Raw genomic sequence first — 21,913 nt, forward strand, 5'->3', positions numbered from 1 at the left:
CTCACGCTAGGCGGCGGACGCCGTGCACGATCGTGCATGACGAACTGCGACGGAGGGCCGTGCTCTATCGTCTTAGCGGTGACCGATCAGCCCGCACCTGACAGCAGCCCCGTCTTCCGCTCCGACGTGGTCGTCGAGCTCGTCCGCTCCAGCGCGCACGACTCCGACGTGCTCTTCGCCGCCCGCGTCTCCACGCAGGGCGAGAAGACCCTGTCCGCCGCCCTCGACGAGGAGTCGGCCGACGCCGAGCTGCAGGGCAAGCGCGACCGCGGCCTGATCAACTACCTGATGCGCGACCGCCACGGCTCGCCCTTCGAGCACAACTCGATGACCTTCTACGTGCAGGCGCCGATCTTCGTCTTCCGCGAGTTCATGCGGCACCGCATCGCCTCCTACAACGAGGAGTCGGGCCGCTACCGCGAGCTCCGCCCCGTCTTCTACGTGCCCGGCCCCCAGCGCAATCTCGTGCAGGTCGGCAAGCCCGGCGCCTACTCCTTCGAGCCCGGCACCCCGGAGCAGACCGCGCTCGTCGTCGAGGAGACCCGCCGCGCGAGCATCCAGGCCTTCGAGGCCTACCAGCGGATGCTCGGCGAGGGCGTCGCCCGCGAGGTCGCCCGCATCGTCCTGCCGCTCAACATCTACTCCTCGATGTACGTGACGCTGAACGCCCGCTCGCTGATGAACTTCCTCTCCCTGCGCACCAAGCGCGAGGACTCGACGTTCCCCTCCTTCCCGCAGCGCGAGATCGAGATGGCCGCCGAGCAGATGGAGACGCACTTCGAGCAGCTGATGCCGCTCACGGCCGCCGCCTTCACCGCGAACGGCCGCGTCGCCCCGTAGCCCGCGCTCGGCCGGTCCCGGTCCGATCTGCAGGTGATCGGACGGATGAGCCGCCCCGGGACGCGCACGTGCGCTCCGGCCGACCCGGATCGCCTGCAGATCGAACCTCGACCCCGCCGCAGGCAGCCCCTCCACAGCGCACATGCGGGCCGGTCCTCCACCGTTCGCAGCCACGCGCCCCGCCGACCGGCCGCGCGGCCACGCTCGCCTCGTGCGCGCATCCTCCACCTCCGTCCTCCGCTCCGGCGGGCTCGTGAAGACCGAGCAGCTCCTCCGGGAGGGCTCCTCCGCACGGGAGCTCCGCGACGCCGTGAAGGCGGGCGCGCTGGTCCGCGTTCGGAAGGGCTGGTACGCCCTCCCCGGTGTCGACACCGGAGTCGAGCGCGCCTTCCGCGTCGGCGGAGCGCTGGCCTGCGCGAACGCCGCAGTCGCGCACGGGCTGTGGGTGCCTCGCTTCAGCGGTCTGCACATCGCCGTCCGCCCGCACGCCTCCCGGCTCCGCGATCCGGACCGCCACGCCGTCCGGCTCAGTGAGGACCTGGACGTCGTCGTCCACTGGTCGAAGGACGCCCCGCGGCCGTGCGAGCTCGTGCAGGCGATCGAGGACTGCCTCGTCGAGGCGGCGAGCTGCCGAGGTGCGGAGTTCGCCTTCGTCCTCCTCGAATCGGCCCTGCACCGCCGTCTGCTCGGCGCCGCAGGGCGAGCGCGGATCCTCGCCCGGCTCGCGGTCCCGCTCCGGCTGCTCCTCCGCCCGGCCGGGGGCTCTTCCGAGAGCGGACTGGAGTCGATGGTCGCCTTCCGACTGCGGGCGCTGGGGATCGCGTACCGACAGCAGGTGCGCATCGGCCGCCGCCGGGTCGACCTCCTGATCGGCGAGGTCCTCGCCCTGGAGGTGGACGGAGCCGCGTTCCACGATCCCGACCGCGACGACCGCCGCGACGTCGAGCTGGGTCTCCTGGGCTACCGGGTCCGCCACTACCGCACCTCGCTCGTCCTGGACCACTGGCCTCTCGTGGAGGCCGACATCCTCGCTGCCCTCTCCCGCGGCGATCACGTCCGCAGCTGACCCGGTCCGGGGTGGGCGGCGCAGGTTCGATCCGCAGGCGATCGGGCCCCGGCGGAGGCGTCCGACGCCGCAGGAGCCCCGATCTCCTCCGGAACTCCTGCAGATCGAACGACCGCCCGCGCAAACGAACCCGGGACCGCCGACCCGATACCCTGGGCTCGTGTCAACTCCGGAGAATCCCTTCGGCCAGGTGCTGGTCGCCCTGGTCACCCCGTTCACCGCCGACGGCGAGGTCGACTGGCCCGGCGTCGAGAAGCACATCGACGACTGCATCGCGAAGGGCGCCGACGGCATCGTCGTCACCGGCACCACCGGCGAGACCAGCACGCTCACCGACCCGGAGAAGATCCGCCTCGTCGAGGTCGGCAAGTCCGTCGCCGCGGGCCGCGCGAAGATCATCACCGGCGGCGGCTCGAACGAGACCGCTCACGCGATGCAGCTCGCCCGCCAGAGCGAGAAGGCCGGCGCCGACGGCAACATGATCGTCACGCCGTACTACAACAAGCCGACCCAGGCCGGCATCCTCACGCACTTCCGGATGATCGCCGACGCGACCGACCTCCCGGTCATCCTCTACGACATCCCCGGCCGCACCGGCGTGCCCATCCGCTACGAGACGATCCTCCGCGCGGCGAAGCACCCGAACATCCTCGCCGTGAAGGACGCCAAGGGCGATCTCTCCGAGGTCAGCCGCGTCCTCAACCAGACCGACCTGATGTACTTCTGCGGCGACGACGCCAACGTCCTGCCCGAGCTGGCCATCGGCGCGACCGGACTGATCGGCGTCACCGCCAACATCGCCGCCTCGCCGTACCGCACCATCGTCGACGCCGTGAACTCCGGCGACCTCCGGGCCGCCACGCTCGCGCACCAGCAGCTCGAGCCGCTCGTGCGCGCCGTGATGACCCACGTCCCCGGCACCGTCGCGGCGAAGTACATCCTGCACGGGCTCGGCCGCATCTCCTCGCCGCGCGTGCGCCTGCCGCTCGTCGGCCCCGAGGAGTCGGAGGCCGCCCTGATCGAGGACGAGCTCGGTCTCGTCCGCGACATCCCCGGCGTCGACTTCCGCAACTTCCGGCCCGACCGCAACGCCGCCGCGGGCGGCGCGCTGCCGAAGGTCGCCGGCACCACACGCTGACGCCGCCCGAGCGGCACGGACGACTCCCGACCGAGGAAGAGGAGGGCTCATGCCCAGTCCCGTGATCACTCCCGCCGCGCTCGAGGCGGGGACGCTGCGGATCATCCCGCTGGGCGGCCTCGGCGAGATCGGCCGCAACATGACGATCTTCGAGATCGACGGCAAGATCCTCGTGGTCGACTGCGGCGTGCTCTTCCCCGAGGAGAACCAGCCGGGCGTCGACCTGATCCTCCCCGACTTCACCCCGATCAAGGACCGCCTCGACGACATCGTGGGCGTCGTGCTGACCCACGGGCACGAGGACCACATCGGCGCCGTGCCCTACCTCCTGAAGCTCAAGCGGGACATCCCGCTGATCGGCTCGACGCTCACCCTCGCCCTGATCGAGGCGAAGCTGAAGGAGCACCGGATCAAGCCCTACACGCTCGCGGTGAAGGAGGGCGACGTCGAGAACCTCGGGCCGTTCGAGCTCGAGTTCGTGGCGGTCAACCACTCCATCCCGGATGCACTCGCGGTCGCGATCATCACCGACGCGGGCTCGGTGCTGCACACCGGCGACTTCAAGATGGACCAGCTGCCGCTCGACGGCCGCATCACCGATCTCCGCGCCTTCGCCCGCCTCGGCGAGGAGGGCATCGACCTCTTCATGGTCGACTCCACCAACGCGGACGTGCCCGGCTTCACGCCGAACGAGCGCGACATCGGCCCGGTCATCGAGAGCGTGATCGCCAAGGCGACCCGCCGGGTCATCGTGGCGAGCTTCTCCAGCCACGTGCACCGCGTGCAGCAGGTGCTCGACGCCGCGCACGCGAACGGCCGCCGGGTGGCGCTGCTCGGCCGCTCGATGGTGCGCAACATGGGCATCGCGGCCACCCTGGGCTACCTCAAGGTGCCGGAGGGCGTGCTGATCGACGTCAAGAAGGCCGGCGACATCCCCGAGGACGAGATCGTCTACATGTCCACCGGCTCGCAGGGCGAGCCGATGGCCGTCCTCAGCCGGATGGCGAACCTCGACCATCAGATCCAGCCCGGCGAGGGCGACACCGTCATCCTCGCGTCGAGCCTCATCCCCGGCAACGAGAACGCGGTCTACCGCGTGATCAACGGCCTGACCAGGCTCGGCGCCACCGTCGTGCACAAGGGCAACGCGAAGGTGCACGTCTCGGGCCACGCCGCCGCCGGCGAGCTGATCTACTGCTACAACATCCTCAAGCCGCTCAACGTCCTGCCGGTGCACGGCGAGTACCGCCACCTCGTCGCGAACGCGAAGCTCGCGCAGGCCACCGGCATCGCGGAGGAGAACACGATCATCGCCGAGGACGGCACGGTGCTCGACCTCCGCGACGGCCGGGTGACGGTCGCCGGGCAGCTCGACCTCGGCTTCGTCTACGTCGACGGCTCGTCGGTCGGCGAGATCACCGACGCCGATCTCAAGGACCGCCGCATCCTCAGCGAGGAGGGCTTCATCTCGATCATCGTCGTGGTGGAGGCCGGCACCGGCCGGATCGTGGTCGGCCCCGAGATCCACGCGAAGGGCTTCGCGGAGGACGACCGCGTCTTCGACGACGTCAAGCCGCGGATCGCGAAGGCGCTCGAGGAGGCGGTGCAGAGCGGAGTCAGCGACCAGCACGCGCTCTCGCAGAGCATCCGCCGCGTCGTCGGCCGCTGGGTCAACACCACCTACCGCCGCCGCCCGATGATCGTCCCCCTGGTCATCGAGGCCTGACCGGACGGGCGGAGCACCCCCGACGCTCCGGCCCGTTCCCGCCGCACCGCCCGCCCTCGGGCGTCCCCGTCCGCACCTCATGCCAGACCCGAGCCCCCCGGAGACCGCGCATGGAGCACTCGATCCGCGCCGCCCGTCGCGACGACGCCCCCTTCCTCGCCGACATGCTCGTCGAGGCGGCCAACTGGAACTGGACGACGGCCCGCACCCGGATCGACGTCCTCGAGGACGAGTCGGCCCGCCGCTACGTCGCAGGCTGGCCCCGCCCCGGCGACCTCGGCTCCGTCGCCGAGACCGCCGACGGCGAGCGGATCGGCGCCTGCTGGTTCCGCCTCTTCAGCGCCGCCTCGCCCGGCCGCGGCTTCATCGCCGCCGGCGTCCCCGAGCTGACGCTCGGCGTCCGCCCGGTCTGGCGCGCGCAGGGCATCGGCCGCGGTCTGCTGCGGGCGGCGCTCGATCAGGCGCGCGCCGCCGGCTACGCGCGCCTCTCGCTCAACGTCGCCACGGACAACTTCGCCCGGCGGCTCTACCGCAGCGAGGGCTTCTCGGCCGTCGCGGATCGCGGCGACGCGGAGACGATGGTCGCGAGCCTGCGCTGAGCCGCCGCACCCCCTGCCCTCGGCGGGCGGCCGGCTCCGCTCGACCGGCCCTGCGGCGAGGGTCCGCGGCGATGACGGAGGCGGCGGGTACGGTGGCCCTATGGCGACCTCCCCGAAGACGACCCCCCGTGCGAAGGGGGGCGCCCCCGCGCGCTCGAGCACCCCGCGCTCCGGCCGCGGCTCCGGTCGGGCCTCCTCCTCGACGAGCACGAGCACGGTCGCGTTCAGCTCCGCCCCGCGGCCGAACCCGGTGGTGACGGTCTGGATGGCGCTCGCGCACCTGGCCGGGGGCGCCGCCCGAGCGCTCGGTCCGGAGCGGCTCGCGAAGGAGGAGCGCCGCGACGGCATCCCCTTCCTGCTCCTGCTGCTGGCCGTCGCCGGCGCCGTCGTCGAGTGGTTCCTCGCGACCGATCCGGTCGCCCTGGTGCTGGACGCGTGGAGCTTCGGCGGGCTGTTCGGCCGCGTCGCCTACGTGCTGCCCGTCGTGCTGCTGCTGTTCTCGCTCTGGCTGTTCCGCCACCCGCGCTCGGTCGACGACAACGGCCGCATCGGCGTCGGCCTGGCCGTCCTGCTGATCTCCTCGGCCGGCCTGTGCCACGCGCACCTCGGCGCGCCGCAGCCCGGCTCCGGCATCGAGCAGATGGCGGCGGCCGGCGGCGTGCTCGGCTGGCTCGTCGGCGCGCCCCTCGTCGCGGTCGCGACCGTTCCGGGGGCGACGGTGCTGCTCTCGCTGGTCGTGCTGCTCTCCCTCTTCATCATCACCAAGACCCCGCCGAACCGGATCGCCGCCCGCTCGCGCGAGCTCTACGGCTACCTGTTCGGCGCCCCCGTGCTCGACGACGAGGAGCGCGCCCGACTGAAGGCCGAGCGCGCCGCCGCCAAGGCCGCCGCGAAGGCGGAGAGCGAGAAGGACCAGGGCGAGGACGAGCAGGAGGAGGGCGGCGAGCTGCCCTGGTGGCGCCGCACCGACTCCGGCCGCGAGGACGAGCCGACGGTCCAGGCCGAGCTGCCCATCGACGCCCTGGGCGACGAGGAGGACGCACCGAAGGGCCGCAAGGGCCGCGGCCGGGCGAAGGAGTTCGACACCGCACTCGAGGAGCCGGCCTCGGCCGGTCGTGACGAGCCGGCCGATCCGCCGACCCGCTCCTACGCGACCGAGGTCATCTCCGAGGCCGAGTCGGCCGAAGCCGCGCTCGCGCGCCACGATCAGACCGCGACCACGCGGATCCCGCTCGGCGTGGTCGACGACGACGCGACCGGCGTCATCGCGCTCGACGACCTCGACGTCGCCCCTGCCGTCCCCGTCCCGCCGGTCATCGAGACCGGGCCGATCACTCCCGTGGCCGAGGACTCGACCGCCGGCTTCGACTCCTCGTTCGAGGAGGACACGCCCTACCGCCTGCCCTCCGCCTCGGCCCTGTCCACCGGCACCCCGTCGAAGGCCCGCTCCGCCGCGAACGACGAGATGGTCCGCGCGCTCACCGAGGTGCTGCAGCAGTTCAACGTCGACGCCACGGTCACCGGCTTCTCCCGCGGCCCGACGGTCACCCGCTACGAGATCGAGCTCGGCCCGGGCGTCAAGGTCGAGCGCGTCACCGCGCTGAGCAAGAACCTCTCCTACGCCGTGGCCAGCAACGAGGTCCGGATCCTCTCGCCCATCCCGGGCAAGAGCGCGATCGGCGTCGAGATCCCCAACACCGACCGCGAGATCGTCTCGCTCGGCGACGTCCTGCGCTCCGCCGCGTCGACCACCTCGACCCACCCGATGACGATCGGCGTCGGCAAGGACGTCGAGGGCGGCTACGTGGTCGCCAACCTCGCGAAGATGCCGCACCTCCTGGTCGCCGGCTCGACCGGTTCCGGCAAGTCGAGCTTCGTGAACTCGATGATCACGAGCCTGCTGATGCGCGCGAGCCCGCAGGACGTCCGCATGGTGCTGATCGACCCCAAGCGCGTCGAGCTGACGATCTACGGCGGCGTCCCGCACCTGATCACGCCCATCATCACGAACCCCAAGAAGGCCGCCGAGGCGCTGCAGTGGGTCGTGAAGGAGATGGACATGCGCTACGACGACCTCGCGTCGTTCGGCTACCGGCACATCGACGACTTCAACGCGGCGGTGCGCAGCGGCGAGATCAAGCTCCCCTCGGGCAGCAACCGCGTGCTCCGGCCCTATCCGTACCTGCTGGTGGTCGTCGACGAGCTCGCCGACCTGATGATGGTCGCCCCGCGCGACGTCGAGGACTCGATCGTCCGCATCACCCAGCTCGCACGCGCGTCCGGCATCCACCTGGTGCTCGCCACGCAGCGACCGAGCGTGGACGTGGTGACCGGCCTGATCAAGGCCAACGTCCCCAGCCGCCTCGCCTTCGCGGTGACGAGCGTGACCGACTCCCGCGTCATCCTCGACCAGCCGGGAGCCGACAAGCTCATCGGCCAGGGCGACGGCCTCTTCCTGCCGATGGGCACGAACAAGCCGATGCGCGTGCAGGGCGCCTGGGTGCGCGAGGAGGAGATCGCCAAGGTCGTCGAGCACGTCACGCGGCAGGCGCAGCCCGAGTACCGCCAGGACATCACCGTGCAGGCGCAGCGGAAGGAGATCGACTCCGACATCGGCGACGACCTCGAGCTGCTGATGGCGGCGGCCGAGCTCGTGGTCAGCACCCAGTTCGGCTCGACCTCGATGCTGCAGCGCAAGCTCCGCGTCGGCTTCGCGAAGGCCGGGCGCCTGATGGACCTGCTCGAGTCGCGCGAGGTCGTCGGTCCCTCCGAGGGCTCGAAGGCGCGCGACGTGCTCGTCACTGCGGAGCAGCTGCCGGGCGTCCTCTCCCGGATGCGCGGCGAGGAGCCGGGCGAGCACGAAGCGGCGCCTTCGCCGACCGCGCCCGACGCCTATGCGGACCCGCTGGCCGAGCCGACCGGCCCGGTCGCGACCGACTACCACGACGACGACGAGGGCTCGGACGACGACGCCTGGGCGCTCACCGGCCGCGACTGAGCGATGACTCCGACACCCCGAGACGGCGGACACCGATGACCAGCCCCACCGCACCCTCCAGCGCCGCCCCGAGCAACTGGAACCTGCCCAACGCGATCACCGTGGTCCGCATCCTGCTCGCGCCCGTCTTCTTCTGGCTGCTGCTGGCGGACGGCGGCGCGGACGGCGGGGTGCGCATCGCCGCCGCGCTGCTCTTCATCGTCGCGATCGCGACCGACGGCATCGACGGCCACATCGCGCGCAGCCGCGGACTGGTCACCGACCTCGGCAAGCTCCTCGACCCGATCGCGGACAAGGTGCTCACGGGCGCGGCGCTGGTCGGCCTCTCGATCCTCGCCGAGCTGCCCTGGTGGGTCACGATCGTCATCCTGGTCCGCGAGATCGGCATCACCGTGTTCCGGATGGCCGTGCTCTCCGACCGCGTGATCCCCGCCTCCCGCGGCGGCAAGCTCAAGACGATCGTGCAGTCCGTCGCGATCTCGCTCGCGCTGCTGCCGCTCTGGACTTTCCTCGGCGAGTGGGTGCACTGGCTGAACGGCATCACGATGACGGCCGCGGTGGTCCTCACCGTCGTCACCGGCATCGACTACCTCGCCGACGCGGCGCGCCAGAGTCGCGCGGCCCGCGGGCGCCGGTGAGCGCCGAGGAGCTGCTGCGCTCGCTCGGCGAGCGCGGTCTCGCCCTGGCGGTCGCCGAGTCGCTGACCGGCGGGGCGCTGAGCTCCGCGCTCGTCGAGGTGCCCGGTGCGTCCGCCGTCTACCGCGGGGGAGTGGTGTCCTACGCCACCGATCTCAAGCACCGCCTGCTCGGGGTCGACGCGGAGCTCCTGGCGCAGGAAGGACCCGTGCACCCCGTCGTCGCCGTGCAGATGGCGCGCGGCGTCGCCCGGCAGCTCGGCGAGACCGGTGCGCGGACCGTCGGCGTCGCGACGACGGGCGTCGCCGGCCCGGAGCCGCAGGGCGGCGCGGCCGTCGGCACCGTGTTCGTCGCCGCGGTCCTGGACGAGGTCGAGCTCGTGCGCGAGCACCGCTTCGGCGGCGGGCGGCCCGAGATCCGCGCCGCATCGGTCGCCGCGGCACTCGACCTGGCCGGCGAGCTCGCGGCCTCGGCCGGGTGAAGCCCGAGAGTCCCGGAACCGCTTCGGAATCGTGGAATGCGCGGGGTTTCGGCCCGGTTACATCTGACGTCGCTCACACGCAAAGTCCAGTCATCCGGTATTAGAGTCGACTCACACGAGCCGGGTAGTGAACAGCTATCCGGCTCTCTCGTACACATCCCCTTCGAATTCGGCGTTCCGGCGTCTCTCGAATCGGTGCGCGAGAAGCGGTTGACGTGGAGAAGGAGGGTCCAGTGGTTCTAGTTCGTCAGGAGATCGGCGATGTCCTCAGGGACTTTCGCCTGCAGAAAGGTCGCACCCTGCGCCAGGTGGCGAGCAAGGCGAGTGTCGCTCTCGGCTACCTCAGCGAGGTCGAGCGCGGTCAGAAGGAGGCGTCGTCCGAGATCCTCGCATCCGTGGCCGACGCGCTCGACACCCCGATCTCGGTGATCATGCGCGAGGTCGGCGACCGGCTCGCGGTCATCGAGGGGATCGACACGATCCCCGACACCATCCCGGCCGACATGGTCGCCGGATTCGACGCGGACCTCGTCTCGCAGTAGCGGGTCCGTCCTCTACCCACCCACCGCACCCGCACTTCGCGAAGGGCGCCCGAGCTTCGGCTCCGGCGCCCTTCGTCGTTCCCGGCGGCACCCCGACCCGACCCTGTCCGGCTCCCACTCCGCCGCAGGTTGTTACCGTGGACGCATGCGCCTGAGCGAGTTCCAGCAGCTGGTCGACGATGAGTTCGGCGCCGCGTACGCCCGCGTCCTGGTGCCGGACCTGGTGCTGACCGAGCTCGGCGGCCGGAGTGCGCAGTCGGCCCTCCGTGACGGCGTCGAGCCGCGCGAGGTCTGGATCGCGCTCTGCCGCGCCAACGACGTCCCCGAGGCGCGCTGGCACGGGATCGACCCGGCGAAGCGCCGCAGCTGAGTCCTCGGTCGCCCGAGCTGTCGGCGCGCTGCCGAAGTCGTGTTCGACACGCCGCGCGCGCCGTTCTCGAATCCCTGTTCGAACGGGTCTAGGCTCCTCACCAGAAGCAGGATCGCCTCCGTCTCCACGGAAGCGGTCCGGCCCGCCGCCGATGTCGGTGGTCGGGCCTACCGTCGACAGCACGTCATCGGACTGCTTCACCGCCTTGTCGCACCGGCCGGGACGCACCCACGGGCAACCGCCCGCGGACGATCCCGGTACGACACGACAGCCTGTAGGCGAAACCACCACGACACGAGAGCGAGACGGCCATGCCCAGTTCCTCAGACCGCGAGAAGTCCCTCGAGACCGCACTCGCCCAGATCGACCGCCAGTTCGGCAAGGGTGCCGTCATGCGCCTCGGCAGCGACGAACGCGCCCCCGTCGAGGTGATCCAGACCGGCTCGATCGCGCTCGACGTCGCGCTCGGGATCGGCGGGCTCCCGCGCGGCCGGATCGTCGAGATCTACGGTCCCGAGTCCTCGGGAAAGACCACGCTGACCCTGCACGCCATCGCCAACGCCCAGCGCAACGGCGGCATCGCGGCCTTCATCGACGCGGAGCACGCGCTCGACCCCGAGTACGCCAAGAAGCTCGGCGTCGACATCGACTCCCTCCTCGTCTCGCAGCCCGACACGGGTGAGCAGGCGCTCGAGATCGCGGACATGCTCGTGCGCTCCGGCTCGATCGACCTCATCGTCATCGACTCCGTGGCGGCGCTCGTGCCCCGCGCCGAGATCGAGGGCGAGATGGGCGACTCGCACGTCGGCCTCCAGGCCCGGCTGATGTCGCAGGCGCTGCGCAAGCTCACCGGTGGCCTCAACACCACCAACACCACGATGATCTTCATCAACCAACTCCGCGAGAAGATCGGCGTGTTCTTCGGCAGCCCCGAGACCACCGCGGGCGGCAAGGCACTCAAGTTCTACGCCTCGGTCCGCCTCGACATCCGCCGCATCGAGACGCTGAAGGACGGCACCGACGCGGTCGGCAACCGGACCCGCGTCAAGGTCGTCAAGAACAAGATGGCGCCGCCATTCAAGCAGGCCGAGTTCGACATCCTCTACGGCATCGGCATCTCCCGTGAGGGCAGCCTGATCGACTTCGGTGTCGAGCACGAGATCGTCCGCAAGTCGGGCGCCTGGTACACCTACGACGGCGACCAGCTCGGCCAGGGCAAGGAGAAGGCACGCCAGTTCCTCATCGACAACCCCGACATCGCGGCCGAGATCGAGAAGCGCATCCTGATCAAGCTCGGCGTCGTCGCCGACCCGAACGCGGTGGCCGAGGTCGCCCCGGTCGCGATCGAGACCAAGCAGCCCGTCCGGGAGACCAAGCCTCCCGTCCGCAAGGGCGCCTAGCCCGTGGGGGAGAAGGCTGCGGAGGGGGCACAGGGTCGGCCCGTGGCCTTCCTCCCCTGGGTGAAGGACGACGGGGCGACCGCCGAGGACGGACCCGCCACCGTAGACGCGTCTGCGGTCGACGCGATCGCGGAGCTGTCTGCGCACGTCGCGCGCCGCGACGCCGCCCCGACGCCCGTGCGCGGCCGGGCCGGCCGGCCGGACGACATGCCCGAGGACGACCGGGTCGACGCCGCCGCGGAGGACTCCGCCGCTGAGGAGCTCCCCGAGGAGCCCGATCCCGAGCAGATCGCCGACCGCATCGTCCGCGGGCTCTCGCGCAAGAGCCTCTCGGTCGCCGAGGTCGAGGCGCGCCTCTACACCGAGGGTGTCGCCGAGAAGGACGCGCTCGACATCCTCGATCGCTTCGCGCGCTTCGGCTACCTCGACGACTACAAGATGGCGGAGTCGCTGGTCCTCCAGCTGCGCGAGCGCAAGAAGCTCGGCCGCTCGTCGATCATGCAGGAGCTACGCGCCCGCAAGCTCGACCCCGACGCGATCGCGACCGCGCTCGACGAGCTCGACGGCGACGACGAGTACCGCACGGCGATGGAGCTCGCGCGCAAGCGCCTGCCCAGTCTCCGCTCGCTCTCCGACGAGGTCGCGGAGCGACGGCTGACCGGCTTCCTCGCCCGCCGCGGCTACTCCGGAGCGCTCGTGCAGCGGGTCGTCCGCGAGACGGTCCGCCGGCCCGGTTCGAGCGTCCGCTTCCGCTGAGCGCAGCCGCCGCCCGGCCGCCGAGCGGCGGCCGGAGCGGCGCGTAGAATCGCACACCATGAGCACGCTCGTTCCGGCCCCGTCCCCCCTCCTCGACGCGCGGCCGCGGACCTACGAGGTCCGCACGTTCGGCTGCCAGATGAACGTGCACGACTCCGAGCGGCTGAGCGGCTCGCTCGAGGCGGCGGGCTACGTGCCGGCCGACGGCGCCGAGGCCGACATCGTCGTGATCAACACCTGTGCCGTCCGCGAGAACGCGGACAACAAGCTCTACGGCAACCTCGGCCATCTCGCCTCGGTGAAGCGCCGGCACGAGGGCATGCAGATCGCGGTCGGCGGCTGTCTCGCCCAGAAGGACAAGAACGTCATCCTGGAGAAGGCGCCCTGGGTCGACGTCGTCTTCGGCACGCACAACATGGGCGCGCTGCCGAGCCTGCTCGAGCGGGCGCGGCACAACGACGAGGCGCAGCTCGAGATCCTCGAGTCGCTCGACGTCTTCCCGTCGACCCTGCCGACCAAGCGCGATTCGACCTACAGCGGCTGGGTCTCCATCTCGGTCGGCTGCAACAACACCTGCACCTTCTGCATCGTCCCCGCGCTCCGCGGCAAGGAGAAGGACCGCCGGCCGGGAGACGTCCTCGCCGAGATCCAGGCGCTCGTCGACGACGGGGCGATCGAGGTCACCCTACTCGGCCAGAACGTCAACTCCTACGGCGTCGAGTTCGGCGACCGCCAGGCCTTCTCCAAGCTGCTCCGCGCCGCCGGGACGATCGACGGCCTGGAGCGCATCCGCTTCACCAGCCCGCACCCGGCCGCCTTCACCGACGACGTCATCGACGCGATGGCCGAGACCCCCGCCGTCATGCCGCAGCTGCACATGCCGCTGCAGTCCGGCTCCGATCGCATCCTCAAGGCGATGCGCCGCTCCTACCGCTCCGAGCGCTTCCTCGGCATCCTCGACCGGGTGCGCGACCGGATCCCGCACGCCGCGATCAGCACCGACATCATCGTCGGCTTCCCCGGCGAGACCGAGGCGGACTTCGCCGAGACCCTCCGCGTCGTCGAGGCGGCGCGCTTCGCCTCCGCCTTCACCTTCCAGTACTCCATCCGCCCGGGCACGCCCGCGGCGACGCTGCCGGACCAGATCCCCAAGGCCGTGGTCCAGGAGCGGTTCGAGCGCCTGGCCGCCCTGCAGGACTCGATCAGCGAGAGCGAGAACTGCGCGGTGGTCGGCCGCCGGGTCGAGGTGCTCGTCGCGACCGGCGAGGGGCGCCGCGACAGCGAGACGCACCGCCTCAGCGGCCGGGCCGAGGACAGCCGGCTCGTGCACTTCGACGTGCCGACCGGCTCCGAGCAGCCGCGGCCGGGCGACGTCGTCAGCGTCGCCGTCACCCGCGCGGCGCCGTTCTACCTGATCGCCGACTCGACCGACGGCGCGCCGCTGGCCGTCCGCCGGACCCGCGCCGGCGACGCCTGGGACCGTGCGCAGGCGGAGTCCTGCGGTGTCCCGTCCGCGCCCGCCGCCTCCGGCGAGACCGGCGCCCCGCGGGTCTCGCTCGGCCTGCCGTCGCTCCGCGTCCGCCCGGCAACTCCGGCCACGCTGACCACCCCGATCTACGACACCACCGATGGCGAGCGCTGAGCCGGCCGCTCCGGCCCTCCTCGCCGTCGTCGGAGCCACGGGCACCGGCAAGTCCGATCTCTCGCTCGCCCTCGCGACCGCGATCCGCGCGGCCGGCGGCGCGGCCGAGATCGTCAACGCGGATGCCATGCAGCTCTACCGCGGCATGGACATCGGCACGGCGAAGCTGCCGCCCGCCCAGCGGCGCGGCGTCCCGCACCACCTGCTCGACGTGCTCGACGTGACGGAGGAGGCCTCCGTCGCCCGCTACCAGGCCGAGGCTCGAGCGGTCATCGAGGGAGTCCTGGCCCGCGGCGCGACCGCGATCCTCGTCGGCGGCTCCGGCCTCTACGTCTCGAGCGTGATCTTCGAGTTCTCCTTCGCCGGCACCGATCCCGCGATCCGCCGCGAGCTCGAGGAGGTCGCGGAGCGCGAGGGGCCGGGCGTGCTGTTCGAGCGCCTGCGCTCGGTCGACGCCGAGGTCGCCGCGCGGATCGGCCCGCACAACGTCCGCCGCATCGTGCGCGCGCTCGAGATCACCGAGCTCACCGGCTCCCCGCACAGCGCGCTGATGTCCGACACCCCTGCACCCTGGCGGCCCAGCACGGTGCTCGCGCTCGAGGCGCCGCGCGAGGTGCTCGTCGAACGACTCGACCGCCGAGTCGAGCGAATGTGGGCGGACGGGATGCTCGACGAGGTGGAGCGGCTCGTCCCGCAGGGGATCGAGCGCGGCGTCACCGCGGGCCGCGCCATCGGCTACGCCCAGGCGCTGGCGCAGCGCGCGGGCGCGCTCACCCGCGAGGAGGCGATCGCCTCGACGCAGGCCCTCACCCGCCGCTACGCCCGCCGGCAGAACAGCTGGTTCCGCCGCTATCAGGGAGCGCACCGGCTGCCGTTCGACGCTCCCGACCTCGTCGAGCGGGCGCTCGCCGGCGCCCAGGTCGGGGCTCCGGCGCCTCGCTAGGCTGAGCGCCATGACGATCGAGCTGCACTTCACCAAGGGCCAGGGCACCGGCAACGACTTCGTGCTCTTCAGCGACCCGGACGGTGAGGTGGACCTCTCGCCCGCGCAGATCGCGATGATCTGCGATCGCCACTTCGGCGTCGGCGCCGACGGCATCATCCGCGCGGTCCGCTCCCGCTCGCTCGTCGACGGTGCCGCCGCACTCGAGCAGGAGCCCGAGGCCGAGTGGTTCATGGACTACCGCAACGCCGACGGCTCGATCGCCGAGATGTGCGGCAACGGCATCCGGGTCTACGCGGCCTTCCTCCTCGCCGGCGGCCTCGCCGCGCTCGAGCAGGGCGACACGCTCCCGATCGGCACCCGCGCGGGCGTCCGCGACGTCACCCGCAGCGGAGCAGGCTTCCAGGTCGACCTCGGCCGCTGGGAGCTGGCGGGCGGCGAGCCGCTCGTCCGCGCCAAGGAGCTGAAGGTGCCGCGTCCCGGGCTCGGTCTCGACCTCGGCAACCCGCACATCGTCGTGGCGCTCAGCAACGACGAGGAGCTCGACGAGGCCGACCTCACCTTCATCCCGCAGGTCGAGCCCGAGCCCGCCGACGGCGCGAACATCGAGTTCGTCGTCCCCGGTGAGCCGCTGGTCCACGACGGCATCGGCCGGATCCGGATGCGCGTGCACGAGCGCGGCAGCGGCGAGACGCTGAGCTGCGGCACCGGTGCGGCGGCGGCGGCCCTCGCGGTCCGCTACTGGGCGGGGGAGCGCGCTCCGCAGTCCTGGCGCGTGGACGTCCCGGGCGGCACGCTCGGCGTCACCATGTTCCCCACCGAGGAGGGCGAGCACGTCGGCCTCTCCGGGCCGGCCGACCTCGTCTACACCGGGACGATCCGGATCGACTAGGGACGGGCCCCCGCGGTCACTCGGTCCGCGTCGTCCGGATCACCCGGAAGCCCTTGGCGGACGAGATCCGGTCGACCTCGAGCCGGCCCTCGAACGTCTCGGTGAGCCAGGTCAGCAGCGAGTCGGCTCCGAGGTTGCGCTGCACGACGAGCCAGGCCTCCGCGTCGGCCTCGAGGCGGGGGAGCCAGCGCTCGAGCAGCGCGTGCAGCTCGGCCTTGCCGACCCGGATCGGCGGATTCGACCAGACGGCGGCGAAGCGCACGTCGTCGGGAACATCCTCGGGCAGCACCGCGTTGACATTGGAGACACCGAGTTCTGCGCAGTTGCGGCGGACGAGCTCGAGCGCCCGCTGGTTGACGTCGACCGCCCACACCCGGGCGCCGGGGGAGCCGAGCGCCAGGGCGAGCGAGATCGGTCCCCAGCCGCAGCCGAGGTCCAGGAGGTCCCCGCTCGCGGGGGCGTCGGGGACCGCGTCCAGCAGGACCCGGGTGCCGAGATCGACGTGGCCGGGGCTGAACACTCCGCCGGCGGTCGTGACCTCGAGGTCGCGGCCGGCGATCCGCGCGCTGATCCTGCGGGGTCGGAGTTCGCCGTCGGGAGTGCTCGTGAAGTAGTGCTCGGCGGCCATGAGAAGTGAACTTATCAACAGCTGAGGAGTTAGTGTTATCCGGATGACGGAAGACCTGAACGAGACCGACACGACCGAGGCCGTGGACGTCGTCTCGCGGGTCCTGGCGAACGCGCAGTCGCGCTCGTCGGGATATTCCCGCTTCGTCGCGGGCGGAGCCCAGGCACTGCAGAGCGCCGACGACACCGAGCGCCACGGCGACGAGAACAGCGACGGCGACCAGTTCGACCGCGCCGACCGGCAGGCGCTGCGCCGCGTGGCCGGTCTCTCCACCGAGCTCGAGGACGTCACCGAGGTCGAGTACCGCCAGTTGCGGCTGGAGAACGTGGTGCTGATCGGCGTCTACTCGCAGGGCTCGATCGAGGACGCGGAGAACTCGCTGCACGAGCTCGCCGCCCTCGCCGAGACCGCGGGGGCGACCGTCCTCGACGGCCTGCTGCAGCGCCGCCCGCACCCCGACCCGAGCACCTACCTGGGCAAGGGCAAGGCCGAGGAGCTCGCGGGCCTCGTCGCCGCGCTCGGCGCGGACACGGTCGTCGCCGACACCGAGCTCGCTCCGAGCCAGCGCCGCTCGCTGGAGGACGTGGTGAAGGTCAAGGTCATCGACCGCACGGCCGTGATCCTCGACATCTTCAGCCAGCACGCCACGAGCCGCGAGGGCAAGGCCCAGGTCGAGCTCGCGCAGCTCGAGTACCTCCTCCCGCGCCTGCGCGGCTGGGGCGAGTCGATGTCCCGCCAGGCCGGTGGCCAGGTGGGCGCCGGAGCCGGCATGGGCTCCCGCGGACCGGGTGAGACGAAGATCGAGCTCGACCGCCGCCGCATCCACACCCGGATGGCGCGGCTGCGCAAGCAGATCACCGCGATGAAGCCCGCGCGCGAGGCGAAGCGCGCCAACCGCAAGCGCAACGCCGTGCCATCGGTCGCCATCGCCGGCTACACCAACGCGGGCAAGTCGAGCCTGCTCAACCGGATGACGCACGCGGGCGTCCTGGTCGAGAACTCGCTGTTCGCGACGCTCGACGCGACGATCCGCAAGTCCGAGACGCCGGACGGCCGCGGCTACACGCTCGCCGACACCGTCGGCTTCGTGCGCGCGCTGCCGCACCAGCTGGTCGAGGCGTTCCGCTCGACGCTGGAGGAGGTGGCCGACTCCGACGTCATCGTGCACGTGGTCGACGCCTCGCACCCCGATCCGGCCGGCCAGATCGCCACCGTGCGCGACGTCATCGGCGAGGTGGGCGCGCGCGGCATCCCCGAGATCATCGCGTTCAACAAGTCCGACCTCGTCGACGAGGGCCAGCGGCTCGTGCTGCGCGGCCTCGCTCCGGGCGCCGTCTTCGTCTCCGCCCGCAGCGGCGAGGGGATGGACGAGCTCCAGGCCCGCATCGCCGAGATCCTGCCGGAGCCGCAGATCGAGATCGACCTGCTCGTGCCTTACGACCGGGGCGACGTCGTCTCGTCGCTGCACCGCAACGGTCGGATCCTCTCGACGCAGTACGTCGAGGGCGGCACGCACGTGCACGCCCTGGTGCACGAGGACCTCGCCGGCTCGCTCGGCGAGTTCGCCGCTCCCGCCGCCGCCGTCGAGGCCTAGGCCCGCAGCACCGAGCGCCCGCGACCCCGGTTCACCCCGGGGTCGCGGGCGCTCCGTCGTGTCCGGGGCGCCTCGCGCACCACCGCTCAGGACACCGTGCGCCACCCCGGAGGACACGCGGCGTCACGCCCGGTCACATCCCGTCACGCATCTCGACCGCGCCCTCGCCCGTTCCTACTGTGGACGACGAGGCGCCACCCGGCGCTGTGAGCGACAGCCGAGCCCGGCACCCGCCCAGACCGCGTCATCGCGGCCGGACGCCCGGCCGCGTCGAGGAACGGAGGGCTGTGCCGTGCTGACCGACCACTCGGGGACCGCCCAGGAGAGCCACTGTCCGGTCGTCCCGTTCTCCTTCGAGATCTACCCGGCGCGGACCGTCGCCGGCGCCCGCGCGCTCGAGCGCACCGCCGACCGGCTCGCCGCCGCCGGACCGTCCTTCGTCTCGGTGACCTACGGCGCCGGCGGCTCCTCGCGCAGTGCGTCGCTCGAGATCCTCCGCTACCTCCGCGAGCACACCACCGCCGAGCCTCTCGCGCACCTCACCTGCGTCGGCTCGACGCACGCCGAGGCCAACCGCCTGGTGCACGAGTTCCTGGAGGCGGGCGTCACGCGGTTCCTCGCCCTCCGCGGCGACCCGCCGGCCGATGCGGCCGAGGGCGAGCCGTTCCTCGGCGAGCTCGGCAGCGCGGCCGAGCTCGTGCAGCTGATCCACCGGGTGCAGGCCGAGCGCGCGCCCTACGACGCCGTGACCGTGCTGCCGAACGCGCAGCGGGTCGACCTCGCCCGGCGCCCCCGCGCGCAGGTGGCGGTCGCCGCCTTCCCGAACGGGCACCCGCGCTCGCGCTCGCGCTCGCAGGACATCGATGCGCTGCTCGCGAAGGAGGCGGCCGGTGCGGCCTTCGCGATCACCCAGCTGTTCTTCCACCCCGCCGACTACCTGCGCTTCGTCGAGCGCGCGCGGGCGGCCGGCGTGACGATGCCGATCATCCCGGGCGTCATGCCGGTGACCAGCCCCGAGCGCCTGCGCCGGATGCTGGAGCTGAGCGGTGAGGACCTCCCCGCCGATCTCGCCATCGCCCTCGACGTCGAGCCCGACGACGACGCGCGCACCCGGATCGGCGTCGAGCACGCCGCCGCGATGGTCCGGACCCTCGTCGACGCAGGCGCCCCCGCGGTGCACCTCTACGCCTTCAACCGGCACGAGGCGGTGCTGGGAGTCCTCGCCGAGAGCGGGCTCCTGCCCGGCCCGCGCCCCTCGACCGCGCGACCCACGATCCCGACCACGACCCTCACCACGGAGAGAGCATCATGACCACGACCGCACCCGCCTTCCCGACCGGCACCGTCCTGGGCTACCCGCGCATCGGCCGCCGCCGCGAGCTGAAGAAGGCGGTCGAGGCCTTCTGGGCCGGATCGATCGACGCGGCGGAGCTCGAGTCCGCGGCCGCCGCCCTGCGCGCGACGACCCGCGAGCGCCTCGCCGCGCTCGGCCTGGGCCGCGACGACTCCTCGATCCCGGAGGCGCACTCCTTCTACGACCAGGTGCTCGACACCACGCTCGCGGTCGGCGCGATCCCCGAGCGCTTCGCCGACCTCGTGGTCGACGGCGCGGTCGACCTGACCGGCGCCTTCACCCTGGCGCGCGGTGACGGGGAGCGGGCGCCGCTCGAGATGACCAAGTGGTTCGACTCCAATTACCACTACCTCGTGCCCGAGATCGGACCGGAGACGCTGTTCTCGCTCGCCGACACCCGCCGGGTGCGCGAGGTGGCGGAGGCTCGCGAGGCCGGTTTCACGACGCGGCCCGTGCTGGTCGGGCCGGTCACCTATCTGCTGCTCGCGAAGCCGAGCGATTCCGCGCCGGCCGGCTTCGAGCCGCTGTCCCGACTGGACGATCTGCTCCCGGTCTACATCGAGCTGCTCGCCCGCCTGCACGCCGCGGGTGCGGACTGGGTGCAGCTGGACGAGTCGGCCCTCGTGTCGGAGTCGATCGAGGTCGACCGCGCCCGGGTGCTCGCCGCGACAGCGGAGGCGTACCGCGTGCTCGGCCGGTCCGCCGACCGGCCCGCGCTCTTCGTCGCCGCGCCCTACGGCGATCTGGGCGATGCGCTGCCGGTGCTCGCCGCCTCGGCGGTGGAGGCCGTCGGCATCGATCTGGTCAAGGGCGGCGCTCCGGCGAACGTGCCGGGGCTCGAGCGCACCGTGCTCGTCGCGGGGGTGGTGGACGGCCACAACGTCTGGCGCGGCGATCTCGCAGCGGCCTTCGAGAAGGCGGAGGCGCTGCGCTCGCTCGCCCCGCAGGTCGCCGTCTCCAGCTCCACCTCGCTCTTCCACCTGCCCCACGACGTGACCGACGAGCCGGAGCTCGACGAGCGGCTCGTCTCCTGGCTCGCCTTCGCCGACCAGAAGGTCGAGCAGGTCGCCGCGCTCGCCCGCGGCCTCGACGCGGGACGCGAGGCGATCGAGCCGGAGCTGCGCGCCGCGACCGAGGCGCTCGAGGACCGCCGCTCGGCCCCCGGAGTCCGCGACGGGGCGGTCCGCGGGCGGGCGGCCGACCTCCGCCCCGAGGACTACGGGCGCGCTCCCGCCGAGGAGCGCGCCGCCGCGCAGGAGGCCGCGCTCGGTCTGCCGCCGCTGCCGACGACGACCATCGGGTCGTTCCCGCAGACGCGGGAGATCCGCACGGCACGGGCGGCCGTCGGGCGGGGGGAGCTGACCGAGGAGCAGTACACCGCCCGCATGCGCGACGAGATCGAGCGCGTCGTGCGCCTGCAGGAGGAGATCGGGCTCGACGTCCTCGTGCACGGCGAGCCGGAGCGCAACGACATGGTGCAGTACTTCGCCGAGCACCTCGACGGCTTCGCGGTGACCAGGAACGGCTGGGTGCAGTCCTACGGCAGCCGCTGCACGCGGCCGTCGCTGCTCTGGGGCGACGTCTCGCGCCCCGCGCCGATCACGGTCGAGTGGTCGCGGTTCACCCAGTCGCTCACCGACCGGCCGGTGAAGGGGATGCTGACCGGGCCGGTCACGATCCTCGCCTGGTCCTTCGTGCGCGACGACCAGCCGCTGAAGGAGACGGCCGAGCAGGTCGCGCTGAGCCTCCGCGACGAGATCGCCGATCTCGAGGACGCGGGGATCCGCATCGTCCAGGTCGACGAGCCGGCACTGCGCGAGCTGCTCCCGCTGGAGAAGGCGAACCAGCCGGCCTACCTCGCGTGGTCGGTCGGCTCGTTCCGTCTGGCGACCGCGGGTGCGCGGACGGCGACCCAGATCCACACCCACCTCTGCTACTCGGAGTTCGGCGTGGTCATCGACGCGATCGACCGGCTCGACGCCGACGTGACGAGCATCGAGGCGGCGCGGTCGCGGATGGAGGTGGTCGCCGACATCGAGCGCTCGGGCTTCGCGCGCGGCATCGGCCCGGGCGTCTGGGACATCCACTCGCCTCGCGTGCCCGGTGAGGAGGAGGTCGCCGAGCTCGTCCGCACCGCCCTCGACGGCATCCCGGCCCGCCAGCTCTGGATCAACCCGGACTGCGGACTGAAGACCCGAGGGTACGACGAGACCGTCGCCTCGCTGCGCCACCTGGTCGGCGCCGCGGTCGACGCGCGCCGCTCACTGCTGGAGGGTGCGGCGACGCGCTAGCCCGGACGACGCAGGAG

The 21,913-nt window shown here is 72.2% G+C and carries 19 protein-coding genes; 18 read left to right on the forward strand and 1 reads right to left on the reverse strand.

Translation table 11 applies throughout. The features are described 5' to 3' along the window. The first annotated feature begins 78 nt into the window (after window positions 1–78). The 15 genes from thyX (at window position 79) to dapF (ending at window position 16,029) form a co-directional block, all read left to right on the forward strand. On the forward strand, window positions 79–840 hold the full coding sequence (thyX, locus tag GSU72_RS06665) for an FAD-dependent thymidylate synthase (protein WP_244256019.1): 762 nt from the start codon (window positions 79–81) through the stop codon (window positions 838–840). A 211-nt stretch (window positions 841–1,051) separates the two neighbouring features. Then, on the forward strand, window positions 1,052–1,906 hold the full coding sequence (locus GSU72_RS06670) for a type IV toxin-antitoxin system AbiEi family antitoxin domain-containing protein (protein ID WP_159984332.1): 855 nt from the start codon (window positions 1,052–1,054) through the stop codon (window positions 1,904–1,906). A 160-nt stretch (window positions 1,907–2,066) separates the two neighbouring features. Continuing rightward, window positions 2,067–3,044, forward strand: coding sequence for a 4-hydroxy-tetrahydrodipicolinate synthase (dapA, locus tag GSU72_RS06675; RefSeq protein ID WP_123704963.1), 978 nt, complete (start codon window positions 2,067–2,069; stop codon window positions 3,042–3,044). Window positions 3,045–3,093: 49 nt separating this feature from the next. After that, window positions 3,094–4,770 (forward strand): ribonuclease J, encoded by a 1,677-nt coding sequence (locus tag GSU72_RS06680; protein WP_159984333.1) that lies wholly within the window; start codon window positions 3,094–3,096, stop codon window positions 4,768–4,770. A gap of 110 nt (window positions 4,771–4,880) precedes the next feature. Continuing rightward, window positions 4,881–5,369 (forward strand): GNAT family N-acetyltransferase, encoded by a 489-nt coding sequence (locus tag GSU72_RS06685; protein WP_159984334.1) that lies wholly within the window; start codon window positions 4,881–4,883, stop codon window positions 5,367–5,369. A gap of 100 nt (window positions 5,370–5,469) precedes the next feature. Further along, a complete protein-coding gene (locus GSU72_RS06690) occupies window positions 5,470–8,367 on the forward strand; it encodes a DNA translocase FtsK (RefSeq protein WP_159984335.1) in 2,898 nt (965 codons plus the stop codon). A 35-nt stretch (window positions 8,368–8,402) separates the two neighbouring features. Then, window positions 8,403–9,005: a CDP-diacylglycerol--glycerol-3-phosphate 3-phosphatidyltransferase gene (gene pgsA / locus GSU72_RS06695; protein ID WP_159984336.1), complete on the forward strand. Its 603-nt coding sequence runs from the start codon at window positions 8,403–8,405 to the stop codon at window positions 9,003–9,005. Further along, on the forward strand, window positions 9,002–9,484 hold the full coding sequence (locus tag GSU72_RS06700) for a CinA family protein (protein ID WP_244256020.1): 483 nt from the start codon (window positions 9,002–9,004) through the stop codon (window positions 9,482–9,484). Before pgsA ends, GSU72_RS06700 begins: the two co-directional genes overlap by 4 nt. A 233-nt stretch (window positions 9,485–9,717) precedes the next feature. After that, window positions 9,718–10,026, forward strand: coding sequence for a helix-turn-helix transcriptional regulator (locus tag GSU72_RS06705; RefSeq protein WP_123704950.1), 309 nt, complete (start codon window positions 9,718–9,720; stop codon window positions 10,024–10,026). A gap of 145 nt (window positions 10,027–10,171) precedes the next feature. Then, entirely contained in the window at window positions 10,172–10,396 is a 225-nt protein-coding gene (locus tag GSU72_RS06710; protein ID WP_159984337.1) for a DUF3046 domain-containing protein, read from the forward strand. Between the two features lie 311 nt (window positions 10,397–10,707). Beyond that, on the forward strand, window positions 10,708–11,796 hold the full coding sequence (gene recA / locus GSU72_RS06715) for a recombinase RecA (protein WP_159984338.1): 1,089 nt from the start codon (window positions 10,708–10,710) through the stop codon (window positions 11,794–11,796). 42 nt (window positions 11,797–11,838) lie between these two features. Further along, complete coding sequence (locus tag GSU72_RS06720) at window positions 11,839–12,552, forward strand: regulatory protein RecX (protein ID WP_159984339.1); 714 nt, start codon at window positions 11,839–11,841, stop codon at window positions 12,550–12,552. 58 nt (window positions 12,553–12,610) lie between these two features. Beyond that, the gene (gene miaB, locus GSU72_RS06725; RefSeq protein WP_159984340.1) at window positions 12,611–14,194 is read left to right on the forward strand and encodes a tRNA (N6-isopentenyl adenosine(37)-C2)-methylthiotransferase MiaB; all 1,584 of its coding nucleotides are present in this window, start codon (window positions 12,611–12,613) and stop codon (window positions 14,192–14,194) included. Then, window positions 14,181–15,137, forward strand: a complete 957-nt coding sequence (gene miaA / locus GSU72_RS06730) for a tRNA (adenosine(37)-N6)-dimethylallyltransferase MiaA (protein WP_159984341.1) — start codon at window positions 14,181–14,183, stop codon at window positions 15,135–15,137. The genes miaB and miaA overlap by 14 nt, the downstream gene beginning before the upstream one ends. A 10-nt stretch (window positions 15,138–15,147) precedes the next feature. Next, window positions 15,148–16,029: a diaminopimelate epimerase gene (gene dapF, locus GSU72_RS06735; RefSeq protein ID WP_159984342.1), complete on the forward strand. Its 882-nt coding sequence runs from the start codon at window positions 15,148–15,150 to the stop codon at window positions 16,027–16,029. A gap of 16 nt (window positions 16,030–16,045) precedes the next feature. Here dapF and GSU72_RS06740 read toward each other — a convergent pair whose 3' ends face one another. Further along, window positions 16,046–16,657: a methyltransferase gene (locus tag GSU72_RS06740; protein ID WP_159984343.1), complete on the reverse strand. Its 612-nt coding sequence runs from the start codon at window positions 16,655–16,657 to the stop codon at window positions 16,046–16,048. Between the two features lie 43 nt (window positions 16,658–16,700). Here GSU72_RS06740 and hflX point away from each other — a divergent pair, with 43 nt between their 5' ends. From hflX to metE, 3 genes are all read left to right on the forward strand, one after another. Next, entirely contained in the window at window positions 16,701–18,251 is a 1,551-nt protein-coding gene (hflX, locus tag GSU72_RS06745) for a GTPase HflX (RefSeq protein WP_159984344.1), read from the forward strand. Between the two features lie 292 nt (window positions 18,252–18,543). Further along, window positions 18,544–19,563: a methylenetetrahydrofolate reductase gene (locus tag GSU72_RS06750; protein WP_244256021.1), complete on the forward strand. Its 1,020-nt coding sequence runs from the start codon at window positions 18,544–18,546 to the stop codon at window positions 19,561–19,563. Further along, window positions 19,560–21,896, forward strand: a complete 2,337-nt coding sequence (gene metE / locus GSU72_RS06755; protein ID WP_159984345.1) for a 5-methyltetrahydropteroyltriglutamate--homocysteine S-methyltransferase — start codon at window positions 19,560–19,562, stop codon at window positions 21,894–21,896. Before GSU72_RS06750 ends, metE begins: the two co-directional genes overlap by 4 nt. Window positions 21,897–21,913 lie beyond the last annotated feature (17 nt).

Origin of the sequence: Rathayibacter sp. VKM Ac-2760, assembly GCF_009834185.1 — a bacterium.
Classification (GTDB): Bacteria; Actinomycetota; Actinomycetes; order Actinomycetales; family Microbacteriaceae; genus Rathayibacter.